This is a genomic window from Rothia sp. HMSC064D08 (assembly GCF_001809525.1).
GTDB lineage: Bacteria > Actinomycetota > Actinomycetes > Actinomycetales > Micrococcaceae > Rothia > Rothia dentocariosa.
Map to the genome: position 1 here is coordinate 25032 of NZ_KV797895.1, position 19305 is coordinate 44336.

A 19305-nucleotide genomic window follows, 5' to 3' on the forward strand; every position below is an offset into this window, starting at 1 on the left:
TTTTCTCCTTATGACTCGGCTAAGTCTTTGTAGGAATCTCGACAACCGTTAGTGGTTGTTCGAGTGAGTTTCTAGGGGATGGTTCAGGAGCATAATTTTAGGTTCCTGACCGGAGGCAAAGGTTCGTTTTCCGGGCGGGACAGGGTCGACTCCGCCGGTTGCCCAGGGATTACACCGCAGGATGCGCCGCACGGTCAGGCTGAGACCGCCGAGGGCTCCGTGAGTGGTGACCGCTTCTAACCCGTAGGCAGAGCAGGTCGGATAATACCGGCACACATCCCCATAGAGTGGGGATACGACTTTACGGTAAGCCTTAATAAGCCCAATCAGAATATTCTGCGGCAAGGTGTAGACCGCATGTAAAAAAGATACCGGATGCACAAACTCATGGGGCGCTTGTGCGAGGCGTTCATCGGGATCAAGCTGATGGGTGTGGGGATGGTGTGTGCTGCTGTGATGAGGGTGAAAACGCTCATCACATCGACGATGGTTCATAGTCCCCTCCCCCACGGTTTTCAACATTGCAGCGTTGATCTTGACGGTCAAGTTTTTTCAGGGAGGATTCTAGGGCACCTCGATAGTCTGCACGCAATTCTTCCCAGTTCGCTCCAGCGGATGCGGGAAGCGCCCGCACGGCAATATACAGTCCCTGCGGGTAGGCGCTAACGGTTGCGGCAGCGAGTTCACGCAAACGCCGTTTAACACGGTTACGAGTCACAGCATTTCCGACGGCTTTTGACACAATGAAACCTATCCGGGTTGTATTTCCGGGTTTTTGAGCCGTATATACAACTAAGTTCCGGCGCCCTGAGCGGGTACCGGAACGAAAAGCCGTGGAAAATTGGGAGCTGGTGCGCATCCGGTGCTGGATTGGCAGCACGTTTTCCTTCCCTGTAGTGGAAAACCCGCTAACACAAATGCGTTAGCGGGTTTTGCTGAGTTCTTTATGCCGAAAGCTTGGAACGACCCTTGGAACGACGGTTCGACAGGATAGAACGACCGGCACGAGTGCGCATACGAAGACGGAAACCGTGTTTCTTCGCACGACGGCGGTTATTCGGCTGGAAAGTACGTTTACTCATACTTATCTCCTTGGACACAAAATCCTACCCGCTGGCTAGGATTTCTAAGCTTTTTCGTGCCCGATGGTACCTCGACACTTCGAGGTAGGCGGTACACATACAACAGAACAACTTTAGAAGAGTCTATGCTACAAAGCAAGTTAATCCGCCCCACACATAACCCCAGGTTATCCCCAGGTTGTGGGGATTAGACTATCCACAGGTGTTCTCAACGAGCATTCAAAACATTATATCCACAGTTTTCCACATCCTTGATATACACTTAATTTCCTTGATATATCAAGGAAAAATAACGAAATTCAAGAATTTTTCAACCGTTTATCCTCAGGAAAGACACATTTTTTCCACATTGTGTATAACTCCTGTGGATAAGCTATTTATGATGTGTATAACCTACGGTAGAATCGGTACATATCTTTGTCATCTTTACGAGGGGAACCACTGATGAACGCTGAGCACACGCAGCTTCAGGAACGCTGGGAACAGGTCATAAGCATTCTGCAAGCAAATCCTGAGGTCTCTCAGCGTCTGCGTGGTTTTGTGAGTCTTGCGCAACCTCAGGCTTTCGTGGGAACCGTTCTTCTGATTGCCGTTCCCAGCGAACTAACCCGCAATATTTTTCAGTCTCAGCTCAAGGCGCCCTTCCAACAGGCTCTGACCACCGTTTTTGGTCCCGGTGTATCAGAGGCTTTCACGATTGATGAATCGCTTGCGCAAACATCTCAGACGGTTTCACCTTCGATACCGCAGATCGAAGATGATTCTCCTATGCCCCCGCTTCATGAGGTTGAGGCCGAGCTCCACACCCCTGTACCGCCTCATCAAACTGCGGATGTACCCGTTGCCGATGCACCGACAGCGTCACCGGTTGATCCCGCCATTTTTGCCGAGCGCCCGCAGAATTCTTCCCCCTCCCCCACCGAATTTTCCGAAGTACACACGCCTCATCACATGGATTCTGCCGTTTCCGCTCAACCGATTTCTTCTCCTGCAGAGACTGAGGATATTTCTTCCCCAGCCGCAGATACTCATACCGCTGTTTCTTCGGATTCCGGGTGGGATTCTTCGGCGCGTCTGAACCCAAATTACACCTTCGATACTTTTGTGATTGGTCAGTCTAACCGGTTTGCACACGCCGCAGCATTTGCTGTTTCTGAGTCTCCCGCCCAAGCCTATAACCCCCTCTTTATTTATGGCGATTCGGGGCTGGGTAAAACCCATCTCCTGCACGCGATCGGGCACTATGCCAAGCATCTTTTCCCGAGCTTGCGCGTGCGGTATGTAAATTCTGAGGAATTCACGAACGATTTCATCAATTCGATTCGTGACGATGAAGGGTCATCTTTCAAACAGATTTATCGCAATGTCGATATGCTTCTGATCGACGATATCCAGTTTTTGGCGGGTAAAGAACATACGCAGGAAGAGTTCTTTCATACTTTCAACGCCCTGCATAATCACCAAAAGCAGGTTGTGATTACCTCTGATCTGCCGCCAAAACAGCTCACCGGGTTTGCTGAACGTATGCGTTCGCGCTTCGAGTGGGGTCTGATTACCGATGTTCAGCCTCCCGAGTTGGAGACTCGTATCGCTATTTTGCGCAAGAAGGCACAGAGTGAATCGCTCAACGTTCCCGATGATGTGATGGAATATATCGCATCGCATATTACGGCGAATATCCGCGAGTTGGAGGGCGCGCTCATTCGTGTAACGGCATTCGCCTCGCTTAATAAGCAGCCCGTCGATGTTGCTTTAGCCGAAGTTGTGCTCAAGGATCTCATTACAGATGCGGGCGATACCGAAATTACCTCGGGACAAGTGCTGGCGACTACGGCTTCCTATTTCGATGTGACTCTAGAGGATCTGCGGTCAAAATCCCGCACTCGAACCCTCACAAATGCGCGTCAGATTGCCATGTACTTACTGCGTGAGCTTACGGATATGTCGTTGCCGCGCATCGGGCAGGAATTAGGCGGCCGCGACCACACAACGGTTATGCACGCGGTACGGAAGGTGGGGGCACAAATGGCTGAACGACGCACTACCTTTAACCAGGTCACCGATTTGACGAACAAAATCAAGCAGGATCAGCGTGAAAGCCGGTAGTTCCCCGGAATTTCAAGGTTTAAACAGCCTGTGGATAACATGTGCGTTAAACCGACGTGTTAAGTGGATATTAAGTGCATGATTATTCATAGTGTGTGGACGAAGATAGATGTATAAATATCCATACACAATACATCCTCAGAAACGCTAATTTTTGTCCACTTAATATCCACAGGGGTTTTCCTTGATTTTACAGGGAAATTCTGGTTTTTCCACGATATCCACAGGGGTTATTAACATTACTGTATTTTAAAGAAAACACCCTCACATAACATGAAGTGCACCCCCGCAGGTCCAATCGAACGCAGTATCCAACTGTCTTGACTACGGTGATAAGACAACAGCACCAGATTTTTGTAATTACAATTTCCATAACTTTCTGAAGCTGTCCTGCATGATCTGCCTTTCTAAAGATGTAATTACAAAATTTTCTAAACCCTCTGAGCGGAACTAACCTGTACCCTCTCCTTGACGAACCTGTATCCGGTAGGATGGATTATGCAGTTTTGCATAAACTACACACGCACGATGTCGGGTTCTCAATTCCATACGCATCCGTGAGCTCATCATCGTTGTTTTTCAAACCCGTTTGCTTCATCACCGAAAGGCTCTTTGATGAAATTTACCGTTGAACGTGACGTACTTGCCGAGGCGGTTGGCTGGACCGCACGCTCGCTACCTCTTCGTCCCACCTCTCCCGTGCTCAACGGCCTTCTCATCAAAGCTGAAAGTGGTGAAGTTTCTATTTCGAGCTTCGATCATGAAATCAGTGCGAAGCAGACGATCGAGGCGTCGGTAGAGCAGGAAGGAACCTGTTTAGTACCGGGTAAGATGCTTGCCGAAATTTGTCGCTCGCTGCCTAACGCAGACGTTGAGTTCGTGGCTAATGACTCCACAATCTTTATGACCTGTCGTTCCGCAAAGTTCCAGCTGGCGGGTATGCCGGTGGCGGACTATCCGGAGCTTCCCGAACTACCGCAGATTTCCGGTACCGTTGATGGCGCGGAATTCGCTAAGGCTGTCTCCCAGGTTCAGATTGCGGTTTCCAAAGACGAAACTTTGCCGTTGCTTACCGGTATTCGCCTGGAAATCTCCGGTTCAACCATGACTCTTCTTGCTACTGACCGGTATCGCCTAGCGATGCGCGAAATTACCTGGAATCCTGAGAACCCTGAAATTGAGGCTGCGGTTCTGCTCAAGGCCAAAACCATGACCGAGGTGGGGCGTACCCTCTCAAGCTCAGGAGAGCTTTCTATCGCACTTCCTGAAAATGGCGATCTTATCGGTTTTTCTGCGGGATCCCGCCGAACCACGAGTGTTCTCATGGACGGTCAGTACCCGAATCTTCGTGCCCTCTTCCCAACCGAAACCGCGGTTCATGCTGTGGTTCGTACATCAGATTTGGCGGAGGCGGCGCGCCGTATTTCCCTCGTGGCGGAACGTAACACTCCCCTGCGTCTACAGTTCACCGAAGACGGACAGGTCTCGATCGATGCCGGGCGTGGCGATGAGGCTCGCGCATCCGAATCGATGCCCGCACAGCTGGACGGTCACGAAATTACGGTGGCATACAACCCCACGTACCTTTCGGAGGGATTGGGAGCCTTTGATACCGATTTTGTACGTTTCTCCTTCACTGAGGCTCCTAAACCTGCTGTGCTCTCCGGTCAGGATGAACCGCTGAGTGAAGAAGATCTTAGCTACCGGTACCTGGTTCAGCCGATTCGCTTGCCCGCTAACTAATTGTGCGTTTCGGCGCCGGGGCATAGAAAATTAGAATAAACATTCATTTTTATAGAAGGGGGTATTGTGTATCTTGATCATCTTTCGCTTCTTGATTACCGCACCTACCCCCTTCTCAACCTACCGCTGAGCGCCGGAGTTACCGTTTTTTTAGGGCCTAACGGTGTTGGAAAAACCAATATTATTGAGGCTATAGACTACACCGCGAATCTTTCCTCGCACCGCGTAAGCCATGATGGTCCGCTCGTGCGGGTGGGCGCATCCCGAGCCTATATTCGTGTGCGCACGGTGCGCGGTTCACAACAAACTGTCACCGAATTCGAGATAGCACCCGGCGCGAGCAACCGGGTGCGCATCAATCGAGCCGCTCCCGTGCGCGCCCGTGAAGCCTTAGGGATTACGCGCACCGTGTTGTTCTCCCCCGAAGATTTGCAGCTCGTCAAGGGTGAACCCGCGGGACGACGCCGTTTTATTGATGATTTAGCGGTTTCGCTGCGACCCGTTGTTTCCGGGTACCGTCAGGAATACGAACGCATTTTGCGCCAGCGCAATTCGCTGTTGAAAACATTGCAGCGCCGCGGATCCTCAGCGGCAGACGATGAAAACGCGATGCACACCCTTGATGTGTGGTCGGAACAATTAGCGCAGCTAGGGGCACAGCTCCTCGCAGCACGATTTCGTGTTCTATGGCTTTTGCTTCCCCACTTGCGGCGCGCCTACGCCGGGCTTACCGACGGGTCAAAGGACATCTCATTCACCTACGATTCGACGGTTTTTCCGGAGATTACCGAGCGAGGACTCGAACATGTTTCGCGTATGAGCATCGACGACATTAAAGATGCGATGACGCAGCGCTTGCGCGAGCGCCGTACCGCCGAACTGGAACGCGGGGTAACTCTGGTAGGCCCGCATCGGGACGATATAACGCTGCTTTTGGGCGGGTTAGCTGTTAAACAATTTGCTTCCCATGGAGAAAGCTGGTCGGTTGCGCTTTCTTTGCGGTTGGCTTCCTGGTTTGTGCATCGTGCCGACGATGATTCCCCCGGGTCCTCCCCCATTCTTATTCTTGACGATGTTTTTGCCGAGCTAGATTCAGAACGGCGTCACCGTCTCGGTGCTTTAGTAGCCCAGGCAGAACAGGTTTTGCTCACCAGCGCCGTACTGAGCGATATTCCCGAGGAATTGGGGACGTACCGCTTAGTGCGGGTGAGTGCCGCTCACGCCGAATATGTGACTGAAACCATAGAAGCACCGCAGACTGAGGATTTGTCCTCATGAGCGAGAAACTCTGGGATGACGGTGAGGAAATAGGCACGCAAGCATCGAATCATGAAGAATCTTCGCTTGATCCCGAGCAAGAATACTATCGTGATGAGGTCGATGCCCCCGCCGCCATGGTAGAACGGATGCGCGCCGCCGCAGCCGCCCGCGGCGAGGGGCGACTCAACGCATTCTCGGCAAAGAAGATTCTTCGTGAATTTGGCTCTGCCATGAGCGCCGAACCGGGACAGCGGAAAACTCGCGCCCAGCGGGTCGATATGCGTGCGTTGGGCGGCTATACCGCCTCTGGAGAAGATTCTCGCGATCCTAAACCGCTTGACGGCGTGATCTCGTACCTGATTCGATCTCGCGGGTGGAAAGAACCCGTGGCGGTCTCCAGCGTCATGGCACGATGGAGTGAACTCGTTGGGCCCGAACTTGCCACGCACGCTAAACCCACGCGCTTTGAGAATGCCGTGGTCGATGTGCAATGCGATTCGACCGCGTGGGCAACGCAGCTTAGGCTCATGCGCAATCAGATTGTGCAGATGTTCGCGCGTGAGCTCGGCGAAGGCGTAGTGACGAACATCCGTATTTATGGGCCGAATAATGGGCGCTGGGCATCGCGCGGCCCTAAACGGGCACCGGGAGGTCGAGGGGTACGAGATACCTACGGATAACCCGCTTATTTGACACTTTTGCGTCATAAGGGCCTAAATCGCCGGAAACGAAGATAACGGTACGGTATATATCCCCCACCGCATACCGGGGTGAGTATGCTCAGAAAAGCCTTAGAAGGCTGTATATTCGAAATAAGCTGTTCCACGCCCTTCAAAATATGGGCGTAAAGTCGTGAAATTCGGTAGAATAGAAAAGAATATGCTGATGCTGCGCTCGTCGGGGTGCAGCGGTGATACATCACCGGGCATGAGATCTACCCCAAGGAGTTACGCACTCGTGACATCTGAACAACCCCATGAATACGGCGCATCTGACATTACCGTTTTGGAGGGTCTGGAAGCGGTTCGTAAACGTCCCGGTATGTATATCGGCTCGACAACCGAACGTGGTCTACACCATCTGGTCTACGAGGTGGTCGATAACTCCGTAGATGAGGCGCTCGCAGGCTACGCAAGCCATATTGAAGTTACAATTCAGGCCGATGGTGGCGTGCGCGTTCAAGATGATGGCCGCGGTATTCCCGTGGATGAGCATCCGACCGAGCATAAATCCACGGTCGAGGTCGTTATGACTGTTCTTCACGCTGGCGGTAAATTCGGCGGCGGCGGATATGCCGTTTCTGGTGGTTTGCACGGCGTGGGTATTTCTGTCGTTAATGCGCTCTCAAAAAAGGTTATAACCGAAGTCCACCGTCAGGGTTATTCCTGGCACATTTCTTTTGCTAACGGTGGTATTCCTGATGGTCCCCTGCGCCGCGGTAAAGCCTCTCAGAAGACCGGTACTATTCAGACGTTCTACCCTGATCCCGAGATTTTTGAGACCGTTGAGTTTGATTTTGAGACTCTGCGTGCCAGGTTCCAGCAGATGGCGTTCCTGAACAAGGGATTGACAATTTCTCTCACCGATGAGCGTGACCAGTTTGAGGGGGGCGATGAGGTTGCCGAAGAAGAGGATGAAAAAGATAAAATTCTTCCCCTTAACCGTGTAGGCGCAAACTCCGAAGGGCACCGCACGGTCACCTATCGTTACGATAATGGTCTTTTCGACTACGTGCACTTCCTCAACGCGGGTTCAAAAACCGTTATTAACGAAGATATTATCTACTTTGAGGCTGAAGACACCGTGCGTCATATGGCGCTTGAGGTGGCTATGCAGTGGACCGGTTCTTATAAAGAATCGGTGCACTCCTATGCGAATACGATCAACACTCACGAAGGCGGTACTCATGAAGAGGGTTTCCGTGCTGCGTTGACGTCTCTGGTGAATCGTTATGCTCGCGAGAATAAACTGCTCCGTGATAAAGACGATAACCTCACCGGTGAAGACGTGCGTGAGGGTCTGACCGCGGTTATTTCGATTAAGATTTCCGAGCCGCAGTTCGAAGGGCAAACAAAGACAAAGCTCGGTAACTCCGAAGCAAAATCCTTTACCCAGCGCGAGATTAACGATCATATGGCCGATTGGTTCGATCGTAACCCCGCCGTCGCCAAGGATGTGGTGCGCCGTGCTATTACGGCGGCACAGGCACGTATGGCGGCACGTAAAGCGCGAGAAACGACTCGGCGTAAGGGTCTGCTGGAAACCAGCTCCATGCCCGGTAAACTCAAGGACTGCGCCTCAAAGGACCCGTCGATCTCCGAAATTTATCTGGTGGAGGGTGACTCCGCTGGTGGTTCGGCGGTGCAGGGGCGCGATCCAAATAGCCAAGCTATTTTGCCGCTGCGCGGTAAGATCCTCAACGTGGAGCGTGCCCGTCTTGACCGAGCGCTTTCCAATGCTGAGATTCAGGCTATGATTACGGCCTTCGGCACCGGTATTGGCGATGATTTCGACCTGGAGAAGGCTCGCTACCACAAGATCGTTCTCATGGCTGATGCCGATGTGGACGGTCAACATATCACCACCCTGCTGCTGACCCTGCTCTTCCGCTTTATGCGCCCGCTCATCGAAGCCGGATATGTGTATTTGGCACAGCCTCCGCTGTATCGCATCAAGTGGTCAAATGCCCCGCATGATTATGTGTTCTCTGATGCCGAGCGAGATGAGGCTTTGGCACGCGGCCAGGTAAAGAATCAGCGTCTACCCAAAGACAACGGCATTCAGCGTTATAAGGGCCTGGGCGAGATGGACTACACCGAACTGTGGGATACCACGATGGATCCGCAGCGTCGTACCCTGCTTCAGGTGAAGATGGAAGATGCCGCTGCAGCCGATCAGATCTTCTCGGTTCTGATGGGCGAAGATGTGGAAGCCCGCCGCGACTTTATTCAGCAGAACGCCAAAGACATTCGATTCCTCGATATCTAAAGGGTTTGGCATATAGCCAGTTGGCTATATTTCCCAAACGGAATATAAGCGAGAGAGTCACAGAGGAACGGAACAACTATGAGTGAAGAACACCAAAGCGAAAACCCAGATATCGATATCGAGGTCGCCACTAACCGCGGTGAGATTCTGATCGATAATCCCCACGGTAATATTGAGCAGATCGACCTGCAGACCGAGATGCAGCGTTCTTATCTGGATTACGCGATGGCGGTTATTATCGGTCGTGCCCTACCGGATGTACGCGACGGTCTTAAACCGGTACATCGTCGCGTGATCTATGGAATGTACGACGGCGGTTATCGCCCCGACCGTGCTTTCAATAAATGCGCCCGCATCGTTGGCGATGTGATGGGTCAATTCCACCCTCACGGCGACAGGGCTATTTACGATGCACTAGTACGTTTAATTCAGGGTTGGACGATGCGCTATCCCCTGGCGCTCGGTCAGGGTAACTTCGGTTCCCCCGGTAATGACGGCGCTGCGGCTCCGCGTTATACCGAGACGAAGATGGCACCTATCGCCTTGGAGATGGTACGTGACATCAACGAAGATACCGTCGATTTCCAGCCTAACTATGACGGTAAATCGCTTGAACCCACGGTACTGCCAGCGCGCATCCCGAACCTGTTGATCAACGGGTCTTCGGGTATCGCCGTGGGTATGGCAACCAATATTCCCCCACATAACCTGCGTGAAGTTGCCGCAGGTGTGGAATGGTTCCTTAAGAACCCGAACGCCACGAATGAAGAGCTTCTGGGTGCTCTTATGGAACGTATTAAGGGACCGGACTTCCCCACCGGTGCCACCATTTTGGGTACTAAGGGCATTGAGGATGCTTACCGCACCGGCCGCGGTTCCATTACGATGCGCGCAGTCGTCAATGTCGAAGAGATCCACGGGCGCACTTGCCTTGTGGTGACCGAGCTGCCATACCAGGCAAACCCTGATAACCTGGCGATTAAGATTGCCGACCTGATTAAGGAAGGTAAAGTCACCGGAATTTCCGACCTGCGTGATGAAACCTCAGGCCGTACCGGTCAGCGCCTCGTGATCGTGCTCAAACGCGATGCCGTGCCCAAGGTTGTACTCAACAACCTGTATAAGCACACCCAGCTGCAGGAGAACTTCTCCGCCAATATGCTGGCGATTGTAGATGGCGTTCCGCGCACTCTCTCGCTTGATGCCTTCATCCGCCACTGGGTAAACCACCAGATGGATGTGATTGTGCGTCGTACTCGGTACCGTTTGCGTCAGGCTGAGGAAGAAGCACATATTCTGCGCGGTCTGCTCAAGGCTCTGGACGCTCTGGATGAGGTTATTGCGCTTATCCGCCGCTCCCCCACAGCCGATGAAGCTCGTTCGGCCTTGATGGACTTCCTGGATATTGATGAAGCGCAGGCTCAGGCAATTCTGAATATGCAGCTTCGTCGTCTAGCGGCTCTGGAACGCCAGAAGATTCAGGATCGCCACGATGAGCTGCAGCGCCTCATTTCGGAATATAACGCGATTATTGCCTCTGAAGATCGCCAGCGCGAGATTATTTCCGAGGAACTAGGCGAGATTGTGAATCGCTATGGCGATGATCGCCGTACCGAGATTCTGCGCGGTTTCAACGGTGATATGTCGATGGAAGACCTTATTCCTGAGGAAGAAGTCGTCGTAACGATTACCCGCGGCGGATACATCAAACGCACCCGCAGCGACCAGTACCGCAGCCAACATCGCGGCGGTAAGGGTATTCGAGGCGCTCAGCTGCGCGGCGACGATGTTGTGGAGCACTTCTTCGTGACCACCACGCACAGCTGGATTCTGTTCTTCACTAACTTGGGGCGCGTATACCGCACCAAGGGCTATGAATTGCAAGAGGCTGGGCGTGATGCCAAGGGACAGCATTTGGCAAACCTTCTGGAATTCCAGCCGGATGAGCATATTGCCCAGGTCATGGATCTGAAGACCTATGAGGATGCCGAGTACCTGGTTCTTGCCACGAAGGGCGGATTGGTCAAGAAATCTCGCCTGAGCGACTATGATACGAACCGTACCGCCGGTCTAATCGCGATTAACCTGCGTGATGATGACGAAGTGGTCTCTGCATTCCTCGTCTCCCCCGAAGATGATATTCTGCTGATCTCGCGCAATGGTATGTCGCTGCGCTTCCACGCTAACAATGAGTCTCTGCGTCCTATGGGGCGTTCGACTTCGGGCGTGACCGGTATGAAGTTCCGTGACGGTGATGAACTGATCTCGGCACAGGTTGTTATCCCTGAGTCCTTCGTGTTCGTAGTGACCGAGGGCGGATACGCTAAGCGTACTCACGTTGAGGGATATCGCGTTCAGGGTCGTAACGGTTTCGGTATTAAGGTTGCTAAGCTTGTGGAAGGTCGTGGCGCTCTTGTGGGTGGCCTGATCGTATCTGAGAACGATGAGGTGCTCGTTGTGATGCAGAGCGGTAAGGTTGTTCGCACCAATGTGAGCGAAGTTCCTGCCAAGGGACGCGACACTATGGGTGTTATCTTTGCGAAGCCGGGTAAGGGCGATAGCATTATTGGTATTGCTCGTAACCAAGATCGCCAGCTAGATGAACAGAAAGAAGACGACGCTGAGGTGGAAGCCACAGAAGAATCTGTGATAAATTCCGAGGTGGTGGATACGCAAGAAAATAAGCCAACCACCGCATCCACCGATGTAGACGGAGGTAACTAATGAGCGCAAACCCACAGGGGTCGGCTCCAGGAAAACAAACGGCACCCGCAGCACAGGGAACCCCTGCGGGCGGTACGAATGCTTCTAACCGGCAAAGCAACGCATCTAAGCCTGGTGGTTCATCACAGCAGCGTTCTGCGAAGCGTCCCGCCAATGGTGCGCGCCCTAAAAACAAGGGACAACGACGCCAGTCTATCCGCCCGGTTCCACGCTCGCGTATTCGCCGCGCTCGTCTGGTAGTTCAGCGAATTGATACCTGGTCGGTTGCGAAGATGGTCTTCCTGCTCTCTATGGCTCTGGGCATTGTGACCATTGTGGCTTCGGTAATCCTCTGGCTTTTCTTGCAGGCCTCGGGTGCTTTTACCGGCGTGAACCAGATCTTAACCTCCATGGGTACCGGTAACACCAATATTGATATTACCCAGATGGTCAATATCGGTCAGGTGGCTTTGGCAACGACTATTCTGTCGGTCATTAACACCGTTATCTTTACGCTTTTGAGTATGATCGGCGCAATTTTGTATAACTTGGCCGCTAAGCTCGTGGGTGGTATTACGCTGACCCTCAGTGACGAATCATAAGATAGTCCTGAGTATCTAAGACCGCCGTCTTTGTGCGTTATCGACCGGGGTGAGTATCGGAGTGATACTCCCCCCGGTTTTCTGGTTTTATGGGGATTCTGTCTGTGTTGTAATGCACATCTAAGAGATTTGGCAACAGGGTAAAACATCTGTATAGTTATATTTCGTTCTTGCGGAGAATTCCGCCGGAATGGGAGGGCGTATAGCTCAGGCGGTTAGAGCGCTTCGCTGATAACGAAGAGGTCCCAAGTTCAAGTCTTGGTACGCCCACTCTCCATGACGAAAGGTTGCTATGAAAAAGCTCTTTGTTCTTGCGGCTGTCTCGATCGTGGCATTTCTGGGCTTCAAAAAGGTTCAGTCGCAGCAGGTCCGTCAGGCCTGGCAGGAATCTACAGATTCCATTTAGAACTTCATAGCGATTTTCCGCTAATGCGGGGGCGTGGCGCAATTGGTAGCGCATCTGCTTTGCAAGCAGAGGGTTAGGGGTTCGAGTCCCCTCGCCTCCACGTTTCGGTGATTATAGTGAGAGGGAAACGCCTGGTTCCATTCCGAACCCAGTAGCTAAGCCTCTTTGCGCTGATGGTACTGCACTTTGATGGGTGTGGGAGAGTAGGTTGTCGCCGGACTAGTTTTAGAAAAGGACCCCGAGCATAGAACTCGGGGTCCTTCGTTTTATCACCAAAATGCCGCTGAATTCTCTCGAATATGTAGTGTTCCTAGATAGAATTACAAACCTTATAATCGCGCTGCGTCATAAATCCTCGCATCTACATGAACAGTAGATGAACACGTGTTATACATGAGGAGACCTGCTGTTGGGGAGAATCTTAGGAAACGCTATAAACCACAGAAAACCATGGAAGAGACTCGTGGTATACAGTGGATTTATTATTCGTATATCCTTTATTTCTCGGGTTTTTAGGTCAAGATGAGGCATTGTAGCCCACAGGCATTGTGTTGGTTTATGTTGTTTTAAGTGTTATTTCGTTTCGGGGAAGAATACTTTAGATTTTACGCGAGACATTCCATAATCAAAATGTGACTACTGAACTTATCATCCTCGTGATTGTGGTGTTGACGGCACTAGCCTTCGACTTCACAAACGGCTTTCACGATACCGGAAACGCGATGGCGACCTCCATCGCTACCGGTGCGCTTAAGCCTAAGACAGCGGTGGCGTTGTCAGCATCGCTGAACCTAGTGGGTGCCTTTCTATCCGTTGAGGTTGCTAAAACCGTCGGTAAAGGGCTGGTAAACCTTGACAGGATTGATATCAGTACCAACGGCGCCGATCTTATGTTGATCGTCTTTACCGGCCTTGTAGGCGGTATTCTCTGGAATGTGCTGACCTGGCTTTTTGGGCTTCCCTCCAGTTCTTCCCACGCTCTTTTCGGCGGTTTGATCGGCTCCGCGCTCGCCGCTATGGGGCTCAATGGTGTGCAGTGGGAAGGCGTTGTTTCCAAGATCGTAATTCCCGCCGTGATGTCCCCGGTTGTGGCGGCTCTTGTTTCTACGGTGGGTACATGGCTGGTCTACCGCGTCGCCTCGCCGGTATCTGATGATAAGAAGACCAACGGATTCCGTTGGGGTCAGGTGGGTACCGCATCCCTTATGTCCTTGGCGCACGGCACCAACGATGCGCAGAAAACTATGGGCGTGATCTTCCTAGCCCTAGTTGCTTCCGGTACCGTAAAAGACGACGATGCTATCCCGTTCTGGGTCAAAGCATCCTGTGCCATAGCCATTGCCTTGGGTACCTACCTGGGTGGCTGGCGCATTATCCGCACCCTAGGCAAGGGCATTGTGGAAGTTGATACCCCGCAGGGCGTAGCCGCCGACGGAGCCTCCGCAGCAATTATTCTGACCTCTTCGCACTTTGGCATGGCACTTTCGACCACCCATGTTGCTACCGGCTCAATTCTGGGTACCGGTTTGGGTCGTAAAGGTGCAGAAGTACGCTGGGGTGTTGCCGGGCGTATGGTGATCGCCTGGGTTATTACTCTTCCCGCCGCTGCCGCTATCGGTGCTATTACGTGGCTGATTGGTACGGGACTGAATAACCTGACGAACACTCATCACGTGGGCGAGTTGGTTGTCTTCTTGATCCTGCTGGCCTTTAGTATCTGGATGTGGCGCCATTCCCAGAAGGATGCTGTGGACGCATCGAACGTAACCGCCGACTGGAACGACACCAAGGGTGGGGAGACTGAGAAGACTCAGGACGAAACTCTTGAGAGTCGCCAAAGCGATAATCAAGACATTCCTGAATTACCCTCTCCGGCACGTGAAAAGGCGGGTGCATAATGTCTCTTTTCGAATTGTTTGAAAAGATCGTCCCTGTTGTTCTTGCTGGGCTTTTCTTAGGTGCCGGTTTGCCAGCACTCTATGCCTTTGGAATGCGCTTGCTGGCGGGGGATACCGAGTACACGGCAGACGGTAAACTCATCGAGATTCAACCTCCTAGTCGCGGTTCAAAGATTGCCGCGAGCGTTGTATTTGCTATCATCATAGGAATTGTGTTTATTGGCATTCTGTGGGTCGCCAAAGATTTCATCTTCCATACTTTTGGGTGGAATATCTTTGGTGTGACCGGTGGAGGTCACTAAATACATGCTTGAAGATAGATATGATGAACGTATAGAGGAGGTATCCGATGCCGGATAAAAACATCATCTCGCGTGTTGTTGACTGGCTCAGTGTCGGTTACCCGAAGGACGTTCCTGTTCAAGACCGTGCAGCGGTTATGGCAATTTTGAAAATGCGTTTGACTGATGAACAGCTTCAAGAAGTTGTGCGTCGTCTTATGCAGTCGCGTGCCGCTCGCGGCGAGGCGTATGTAAGTGACCAACGCATTAACGAATACATTCGTCGTGTGGTAGACCATACACCAACCCCTCAAGATATTGACCGAGTCGCCAAAATTTTAGGTGCACACGGTTTCTTAATATCGGAGACTCACGTAAATGACGGTACTGAGATCGAGGGGCATCCTGAATATGTCACCTATGATGACCCCACTACCGGGGAAATCCGTATTGCCGAACTTGCGGCAGCCGATGTGACACTCCAGAACGAGGCACTTGAACAAAATAACGCCGGGCAGCATGAAGAAGAGACTCAAAAAGCTGAATCTGCCTAGGATAATCCGAAGACAAAGCTGTGGGGCAAGAATTGCAGTAATTCTTGCCCCACAGCTTTAAGTGTTTATGGCGCGCGTACTAATCTGCCTGAACGTAATCTCATGTGATGTGAAGCGGATGAGACAGTCCTGATGAGTTCTTCTGCGACGGTATTGGGTATTCTGGGAGTAGAGATAAAAACGTAGAATCTCACTCACCGGTGAAAGGAATATCGTAATGTCGCAGAACGCGGAAAATAACGATGTTGCACACAAAGATGCTCAGTCTAGCGGATGGAAAAAATATGTTCCTCAGCGCGTGAATTCTCTGAGCAGGCGCTCGCTTTTGCTGACGGCGGGATGCATCGTGGCTGCCGACGTTGTTGCGATGATGCCCCAGTTTGCCCGTGCTGGAATATTAGGCGATGAGGCGGCGGCGACTGTTTCGCGGAGGAAACAGCTTGAAAAATGGGAGCGCGATATTCGAGAGAATATTGACGGAACCTATCTCAAGGTCGAAGAATTTACGATTCAGGGTCGGAACAAGGACGATAACTCCGAGGATAATCTTGAACTTGTTGGGCGTATCTCGATAACGAGTCGTGGGCGACAAGATTCTGCCGGTACCGCACGTGCTCTTTCGGCCTTGTGGGAATATGGACACCCCGAGTCCATTACTCTTGAACCCTCGGATAATGAAGCAGCTATGACCATTCCTGCCCCACAAGGAATATCCGAAGCTGAGTGGGGAACAATTCTTGGGGTTTCAGTACCTCGCTATGCCGTTGATACGTTGAGCATTCAAAAAGACAACGATTCGAATACCCTTGACGTCGATGCAAGCCTCACGAAGGGCGCATGGAACAAGATCAAGGAAAATCTGCGAACCCTGCAAAACGCGCAGTTCTCGCAGGGAATGCGAGTGCAATATACCGTACAGCGCAATAAACTTCAGGTTCCTTCGGGTGCTACTGCGGATATTTCAATTCAGGTTTTGGGTGCCGAGCGTTTGAATCTGATAACTATGGCGCTTCAGGATGCTATGGAGACCCAGGAATTCAATAACTTGAAGAGCTTCACGGCACGTTGGATAGACGATACCTCAGGAAAAAGCAGCAGCCGTAAGTCGGGGGAGAAGGACAGTCTGATTATTGTTATTGATGGAAATCCCGAAGACCTCGTCGATGTGGCTCAAACGTATATGCGTGAACAGAGGGTTACGCTGGAGGGGCTCAAAGAAATGCACATTCGTGTGAAGGAAACAATTTTTAGGGGTCTGTAAATCTTGTGATGTACTTCTCATCAGAAACGCTCTGCTGGATTTGCTTACGTTATAAAAAGTAGTTTATAGTAGTAGAGCACCGCGGGGGCGTGGCGCAATTGGTAGCGCATCTGCTTTGCAAGCAGAGGGTTAGGGGTTCGAGTCCCCTCGCCTCCACGTTTCGGTGATTATAGTGAGAGGGAAACGCCTGGTTCCATTCCGAACCCAGTAGCTAAGCCTCTTTGCGCTGATGGTACTGCACTTTGATGGGTGTGGGAGAGTAGGTTGTCGCCGGACTAGTTTTCCGAAGAGGCCTCAGACATGACGTCTGAGGCCTCTTTGCTTTGTTATATCTGCCTACTTGCTGCATATATAAAACGGGCTAATGGTCAGAATGCATGTCTGCACGATACCGAACCTACTAGCCTTCTGCTGTGCATATGACTTATCCTTGTCGAAATAGTCTTCTTCACCAGATAATTCAGCAGACTCTATCTGCTGCGGCGCTGAATATTCAGCCCAATATCCGTCCAATGATGCTTTTGGCGCCGCCCTCTGTGATCTAAGTGATCTAACCGTGATAGGTGTTAACAGTGGGATAGAAGCTCTGCCCGGGCGATAGGAGCACCTTGATGACCGATATGACGAAAAAGGATAACGATATTTCCCGCGTGGCTTCAGGTCTTATGACCGTGGCCGTTATGGCACTGGTTATCATCGGCTGGGTAGCCGCAGTTGCCACCTCGGACGATACCGGGATCGCCAAGTTGGAACCGTGGTGGCGAGGACTATCCGCCATTTTCTTCCTGATGGCTTTACTGTGGACCGCCCACTTCTTTCTGCCACGCCGTATTCCCTTGACCGCCTCGGTAATCTTGGCAGCTGTATCCGCGATGATCACGGGTTTTGGCGTCGCATTCTTTCGACCTTTCGGCTGGGGAGATCTCCTCTGGTTGGTATCGGCTCTCTTCGCCTCGATTGCCATCTTGAAGCTTCTAGAACCCACTGGACATACACAGTGAACTACGTGTTTGCACGTTGGTTTGGCATCAGACTTATATGACCTCGTTAGAGGAACCTTAAAACAGAAAAGCCATCTTCCGCGATCCACCCTGTAGAACAGGGGAATCAAGAAAATGGCTTTTCGGATATGGGGAGAGGGGTAACTAGGCGCTCTTCCAGGGGTCTTCAACCGGACGGGCCGCGTTGTAGGCGGCAACGCCTCCAATACCCAGCGCAAGAACCAGACCCACCAGGGCTAGACCCTTACGGGGGCGCTTACCGCCGTTTCGCTCGATGCGTGCCAGCTCTTTATGAGCCTTGCGTGCGGTTTTCGAGGCGGTTTTGCGAGCCTTCTTCATGGCTTTTTTCTTGCCGGTGAGCTTCTCAGCAAACATATCTGCGTGCCCGGGGATATTCAGGTCATCGGCCTTCTCTGCCATGGCCATAGCGGCGACGACAGCCGAATTCTTCGCGGCTTTACGAGCCTTGCGCTTTTTGCAGAACATCGTGAACCTCCATTAGTCATACCGCAATACCTCACGTACGCGGGTAAATGTTCACCTCTCAGCATAAGGAATTACCCTGAAAAATGCTTGTTGAAACCCTCACCTCAGCTAAAAATACTGATAAACCGCCCGTGTTTTCTCAGCAGGCTAAATTTAACGTGACGCCGTGATAGCGCGGCTTCTAGCGCATCATAGAGACAACATGACAAAATAGACCTATGACTAATGCAACAGCTCAAGCAACTATTCACACCAACTACGGTGATATCGTCGTTGATCTCTTTGGCAACCATGCACCGCTGACCGTTGAGAACTTTATCGGTCTGGCAGACGGTTCTAAAGAGTGGAAGCACCCCCGCAGCGGCGAGGTCATGAACACTCCGCTCTACAAAGATGTGGTGTTCCACCGTATTATCAAGGACTTCATGATTCAAGGCGGTGACCCTCTCGGCATGGGTATTGGCGGCCCCGGCTACCAGTTCAAGGACGAGATTCACCCCGAGCTTTCTTTCTCTAAGCCCTACCTGCTCGCAATGGCGAACGCAGGCCCCGGCACCAACGGATCACAGTTCTTCATTACCACGGCAGAGACTCCTTGGCTGAACGGTCGCCACACCATCTTCGGTGAGGTTGCTGACGAGGATTCAAAGAAGGTTGTAGACGCTATTGAAAGCGTTGAAACCGGTGCACAGGATCGCCCGGTGAAGGATGTCGTTATCTCTTCAATCGACATCAAGAAACTCTAATTTCGTGCTGGGAAAGGACCCGCCTGGGCAACCGGGACGGGTCCTTCACCGTATCTGCGTTCTTCTCGTATCCATGAGCCAAACCACGGGAACCGAGGGACTGAGTAAGAGCGTATGAAAGGAAAAACGTGGACTACTCATCTAATCCACAGCAAAATAGCTCTCAGACGGAGCCCACCTGCCCGCGG

Annotated in this window: 18 protein-coding genes, 3 tRNA genes and 2 rRNA genes; 19 read left to right on the forward strand and 4 right to left on the reverse strand. The window is 51.9% G+C overall.

Going from position 1 to position 19305, the window contains the following annotated elements:
• Positions 1 to 48: 48 nt before the first annotated feature.
• From yidD to rpmH, 3 genes are all read right to left on the reverse strand, one after another.
• Entirely contained in the window at positions 49 to 495 is a 447-nt protein-coding gene (yidD, locus tag HMPREF2625_RS02245; RefSeq protein ID WP_048755430.1) for a membrane protein insertion efficiency factor YidD, read from the reverse strand.
• Complete coding sequence (rnpA, locus tag HMPREF2625_RS02250; protein ID WP_070521306.1) at positions 476 to 880, reverse strand: ribonuclease P protein component; 405 nt, start codon at positions 878 to 880, stop codon at positions 476 to 478. The genes yidD and rnpA overlap by 20 nt, the downstream gene beginning before the upstream one ends.
• Positions 881 to 944: 64 nt before the next feature.
• On the reverse strand, positions 945 to 1082 hold the full coding sequence (rpmH, locus tag HMPREF2625_RS02255) for a 50S ribosomal protein L34 (RefSeq protein ID WP_004005930.1): 138 nt from the start codon (positions 1080 to 1082) through the stop codon (positions 945 to 947).
• A 444-nt stretch (positions 1083 to 1526) separates the two neighbouring features.
• Here rpmH and dnaA point away from each other — a divergent pair, with 444 nt between their 5' ends.
• From dnaA to HMPREF2625_RS02340, 18 genes are all read left to right on the forward strand, one after another.
• A complete protein-coding gene (gene dnaA, locus HMPREF2625_RS02260; protein ID WP_070521309.1) occupies positions 1527 to 3188 on the forward strand; it encodes a chromosomal replication initiator protein DnaA in 1662 nt (553 codons plus the stop codon).
• A gap of 615 nt (positions 3189 to 3803) precedes the next feature.
• Positions 3804 to 4931, forward strand: a complete 1128-nt coding sequence (gene dnaN / locus HMPREF2625_RS02265; protein WP_048752405.1) for a DNA polymerase III subunit beta — start codon at positions 3804 to 3806, stop codon at positions 4929 to 4931.
• Between the two features lie 66 nt (positions 4932 to 4997).
• On the forward strand, positions 4998 to 6209 hold the full coding sequence (recF, locus tag HMPREF2625_RS02270) for a DNA replication/repair protein RecF (RefSeq protein WP_070521313.1): 1212 nt from the start codon (positions 4998 to 5000) through the stop codon (positions 6207 to 6209).
• Entirely contained in the window at positions 6206 to 6871 is a 666-nt protein-coding gene (locus HMPREF2625_RS02275; RefSeq protein ID WP_083295593.1) for a DciA family protein, read from the forward strand. The genes recF and HMPREF2625_RS02275 overlap by 4 nt, the downstream gene beginning before the upstream one ends.
• Before the next feature lie 247 nt (positions 6872 to 7118).
• Positions 7119 to 9179, forward strand: a complete 2061-nt coding sequence (gyrB, locus tag HMPREF2625_RS02280; protein ID WP_210394376.1) for a DNA topoisomerase (ATP-hydrolyzing) subunit B — start codon at positions 7119 to 7121, stop codon at positions 9177 to 9179.
• Positions 9180 to 9257: 78 nt separating this feature from the next.
• Entirely contained in the window at positions 9258 to 11903 is a 2646-nt protein-coding gene (gyrA, locus tag HMPREF2625_RS02285; RefSeq protein ID WP_070521320.1) for a DNA gyrase subunit A, read from the forward strand.
• A complete protein-coding gene (locus tag HMPREF2625_RS02290) occupies positions 11903 to 12484 on the forward strand; it encodes a DUF3566 domain-containing protein (RefSeq protein WP_070521323.1) in 582 nt (193 codons plus the stop codon). The genes gyrA and HMPREF2625_RS02290 overlap by 1 nt, the downstream gene beginning before the upstream one ends.
• A gap of 196 nt (positions 12485 to 12680) precedes the next feature.
• Positions 12681 to 12754: transfer RNA gene (locus HMPREF2625_RS02295), tRNA-Ile, on the forward strand.
• 22 nt (positions 12755 to 12776) lie between these two features.
• On the forward strand, positions 12777 to 12890 hold the full coding sequence (locus HMPREF2625_RS10845; protein WP_115333524.1) for a DUF2648 domain-containing protein: 114 nt from the start codon (positions 12777 to 12779) through the stop codon (positions 12888 to 12890).
• 27 nt (positions 12891 to 12917) lie between these two features.
• A tRNA-Ala gene (locus HMPREF2625_RS02300) sits at positions 12918 to 12990 on the forward strand.
• 3 nt (positions 12991 to 12993) lie between these two features.
• Positions 12994 to 13110 (forward strand): 5S ribosomal RNA (gene rrf / locus HMPREF2625_RS02305).
• 412 nt (positions 13111 to 13522) lie between these two features.
• Positions 13523 to 14788, forward strand: coding sequence for an inorganic phosphate transporter (locus HMPREF2625_RS02310; protein ID WP_070521328.1), 1266 nt, complete (start codon positions 13523 to 13525; stop codon positions 14786 to 14788).
• Positions 14788 to 15090 carry a hypothetical protein gene (locus HMPREF2625_RS02315; protein WP_004005921.1) on the forward strand — a complete coding sequence of 101 codons (303 nt, stop codon included), beginning with the start codon at positions 14788 to 14790 and terminating at the stop codon, positions 15088 to 15090. Before HMPREF2625_RS02310 ends, HMPREF2625_RS02315 begins: the two co-directional genes overlap by 1 nt.
• Positions 15091 to 15137: 47 nt before the next feature.
• The gene (locus HMPREF2625_RS02320) at positions 15138 to 15623 is read left to right on the forward strand and encodes a DUF3349 domain-containing protein (RefSeq protein ID WP_004005920.1); all 486 of its coding nucleotides are present in this window, start codon (positions 15138 to 15140) and stop codon (positions 15621 to 15623) included.
• Between the two features lie 217 nt (positions 15624 to 15840).
• The gene (locus HMPREF2625_RS02325) at positions 15841 to 16884 is read left to right on the forward strand and encodes a Tat (twin-arginine translocation) pathway signal sequence (protein ID WP_070521331.1); all 1044 of its coding nucleotides are present in this window, start codon (positions 15841 to 15843) and stop codon (positions 16882 to 16884) included.
• Positions 16885 to 16967: 83 nt separating this feature from the next.
• Positions 16968 to 17040 (forward strand) — tRNA-Ala (locus HMPREF2625_RS02330).
• A gap of 3 nt (positions 17041 to 17043) precedes the next feature.
• Positions 17044 to 17160: ribosomal RNA gene (rrf, locus tag HMPREF2625_RS02335) — 5S ribosomal RNA — on the forward strand.
• A gap of 335 nt (positions 17161 to 17495) precedes the next feature.
• Positions 17496 to 17885 carry a hypothetical protein gene (locus tag HMPREF2625_RS02340; protein ID WP_070521335.1) on the forward strand — a complete coding sequence of 130 codons (390 nt, stop codon included), beginning with the start codon at positions 17496 to 17498 and terminating at the stop codon, positions 17883 to 17885.
• A gap of 144 nt (positions 17886 to 18029) precedes the next feature.
• Here HMPREF2625_RS02340 and HMPREF2625_RS02345 read toward each other — a convergent pair whose 3' ends face one another.
• The gene (locus HMPREF2625_RS02345; protein WP_013398143.1) at positions 18030 to 18371 is read right to left on the reverse strand and encodes a hypothetical protein; all 342 of its coding nucleotides are present in this window, start codon (positions 18369 to 18371) and stop codon (positions 18030 to 18032) included.
• Between the two features lie 218 nt (positions 18372 to 18589).
• Here HMPREF2625_RS02345 and HMPREF2625_RS02350 point away from each other — a divergent pair, with 218 nt between their 5' ends.
• Positions 18590 to 19117 (forward strand): peptidylprolyl isomerase, encoded by a 528-nt coding sequence (locus tag HMPREF2625_RS02350; RefSeq protein WP_070521340.1) that lies wholly within the window; start codon positions 18590 to 18592, stop codon positions 19115 to 19117.
• Positions 19118 to 19305: the final 188 nt, after the last annotated feature.

Excerpts from the sequence above, each read along its gene's own strand:
- HMPREF2625_RS02315 (WP_004005921.1), top strand. The coding sequence starts at position 14,788 with ATGTCTCTTTTCGAATTGTTTGAAAAGATCGTCCCTGTTGTTCTTGCT.
- HMPREF2625_RS02345 (WP_013398143.1), bottom strand. The coding sequence starts at position 18,371 with ATGTTCTGCAAAAAGCGCAAGGCTCGTAAAGCCGCGAAGAATTCGGCT.
- HMPREF2625_RS10845 (WP_115333524.1), top strand. The coding sequence starts at position 12,777 with ATGAAAAAGCTCTTTGTTCTTGCGGCTGTCTCGATCGTGGCATTTCTG.
- gyrB (WP_210394376.1), top strand. The coding sequence starts at position 7,119 with ATGAGATCTACCCCAAGGAGTTACGCACTCGTGACATCTGAACAACCC.
- HMPREF2625_RS02340 (WP_070521335.1), top strand. The coding sequence starts at position 17,496 with ATGACCGATATGACGAAAAAGGATAACGATATTTCCCGCGTGGCTTCA.
- HMPREF2625_RS02350 (WP_070521340.1), top strand. The coding sequence starts at position 18,590 with ATGACTAATGCAACAGCTCAAGCAACTATTCACACCAACTACGGTGAT.
- HMPREF2625_RS02275 (WP_083295593.1), top strand. The coding sequence starts at position 6,206 with ATGAGCGAGAAACTCTGGGATGACGGTGAGGAAATAGGCACGCAAGCA.
- rpmH (WP_004005930.1), bottom strand. The coding sequence starts at position 1,082 with ATGAGTAAACGTACTTTCCAGCCGAATAACCGCCGTCGTGCGAAGAAA.
- yidD (WP_048755430.1), bottom strand. The coding sequence starts at position 495 with ATGAACCATCGTCGATGTGATGAGCGTTTTCACCCTCATCACAGCAGC.
- gyrA (WP_070521320.1), top strand. The coding sequence starts at position 9,258 with ATGAGTGAAGAACACCAAAGCGAAAACCCAGATATCGATATCGAGGTC.
- dnaN (WP_048752405.1), top strand. The coding sequence starts at position 3,804 with ATGAAATTTACCGTTGAACGTGACGTACTTGCCGAGGCGGTTGGCTGG.
- HMPREF2625_RS02320 (WP_004005920.1), top strand. The coding sequence starts at position 15,138 with ATGCCGGATAAAAACATCATCTCGCGTGTTGTTGACTGGCTCAGTGTC.
- dnaA (WP_070521309.1), top strand. The coding sequence starts at position 1,527 with ATGAACGCTGAGCACACGCAGCTTCAGGAACGCTGGGAACAGGTCATA.
- HMPREF2625_RS02325 (WP_070521331.1), top strand. The coding sequence starts at position 15,841 with ATGTCGCAGAACGCGGAAAATAACGATGTTGCACACAAAGATGCTCAG.
- HMPREF2625_RS02290 (WP_070521323.1), top strand. The coding sequence starts at position 11,903 with ATGAGCGCAAACCCACAGGGGTCGGCTCCAGGAAAACAAACGGCACCC.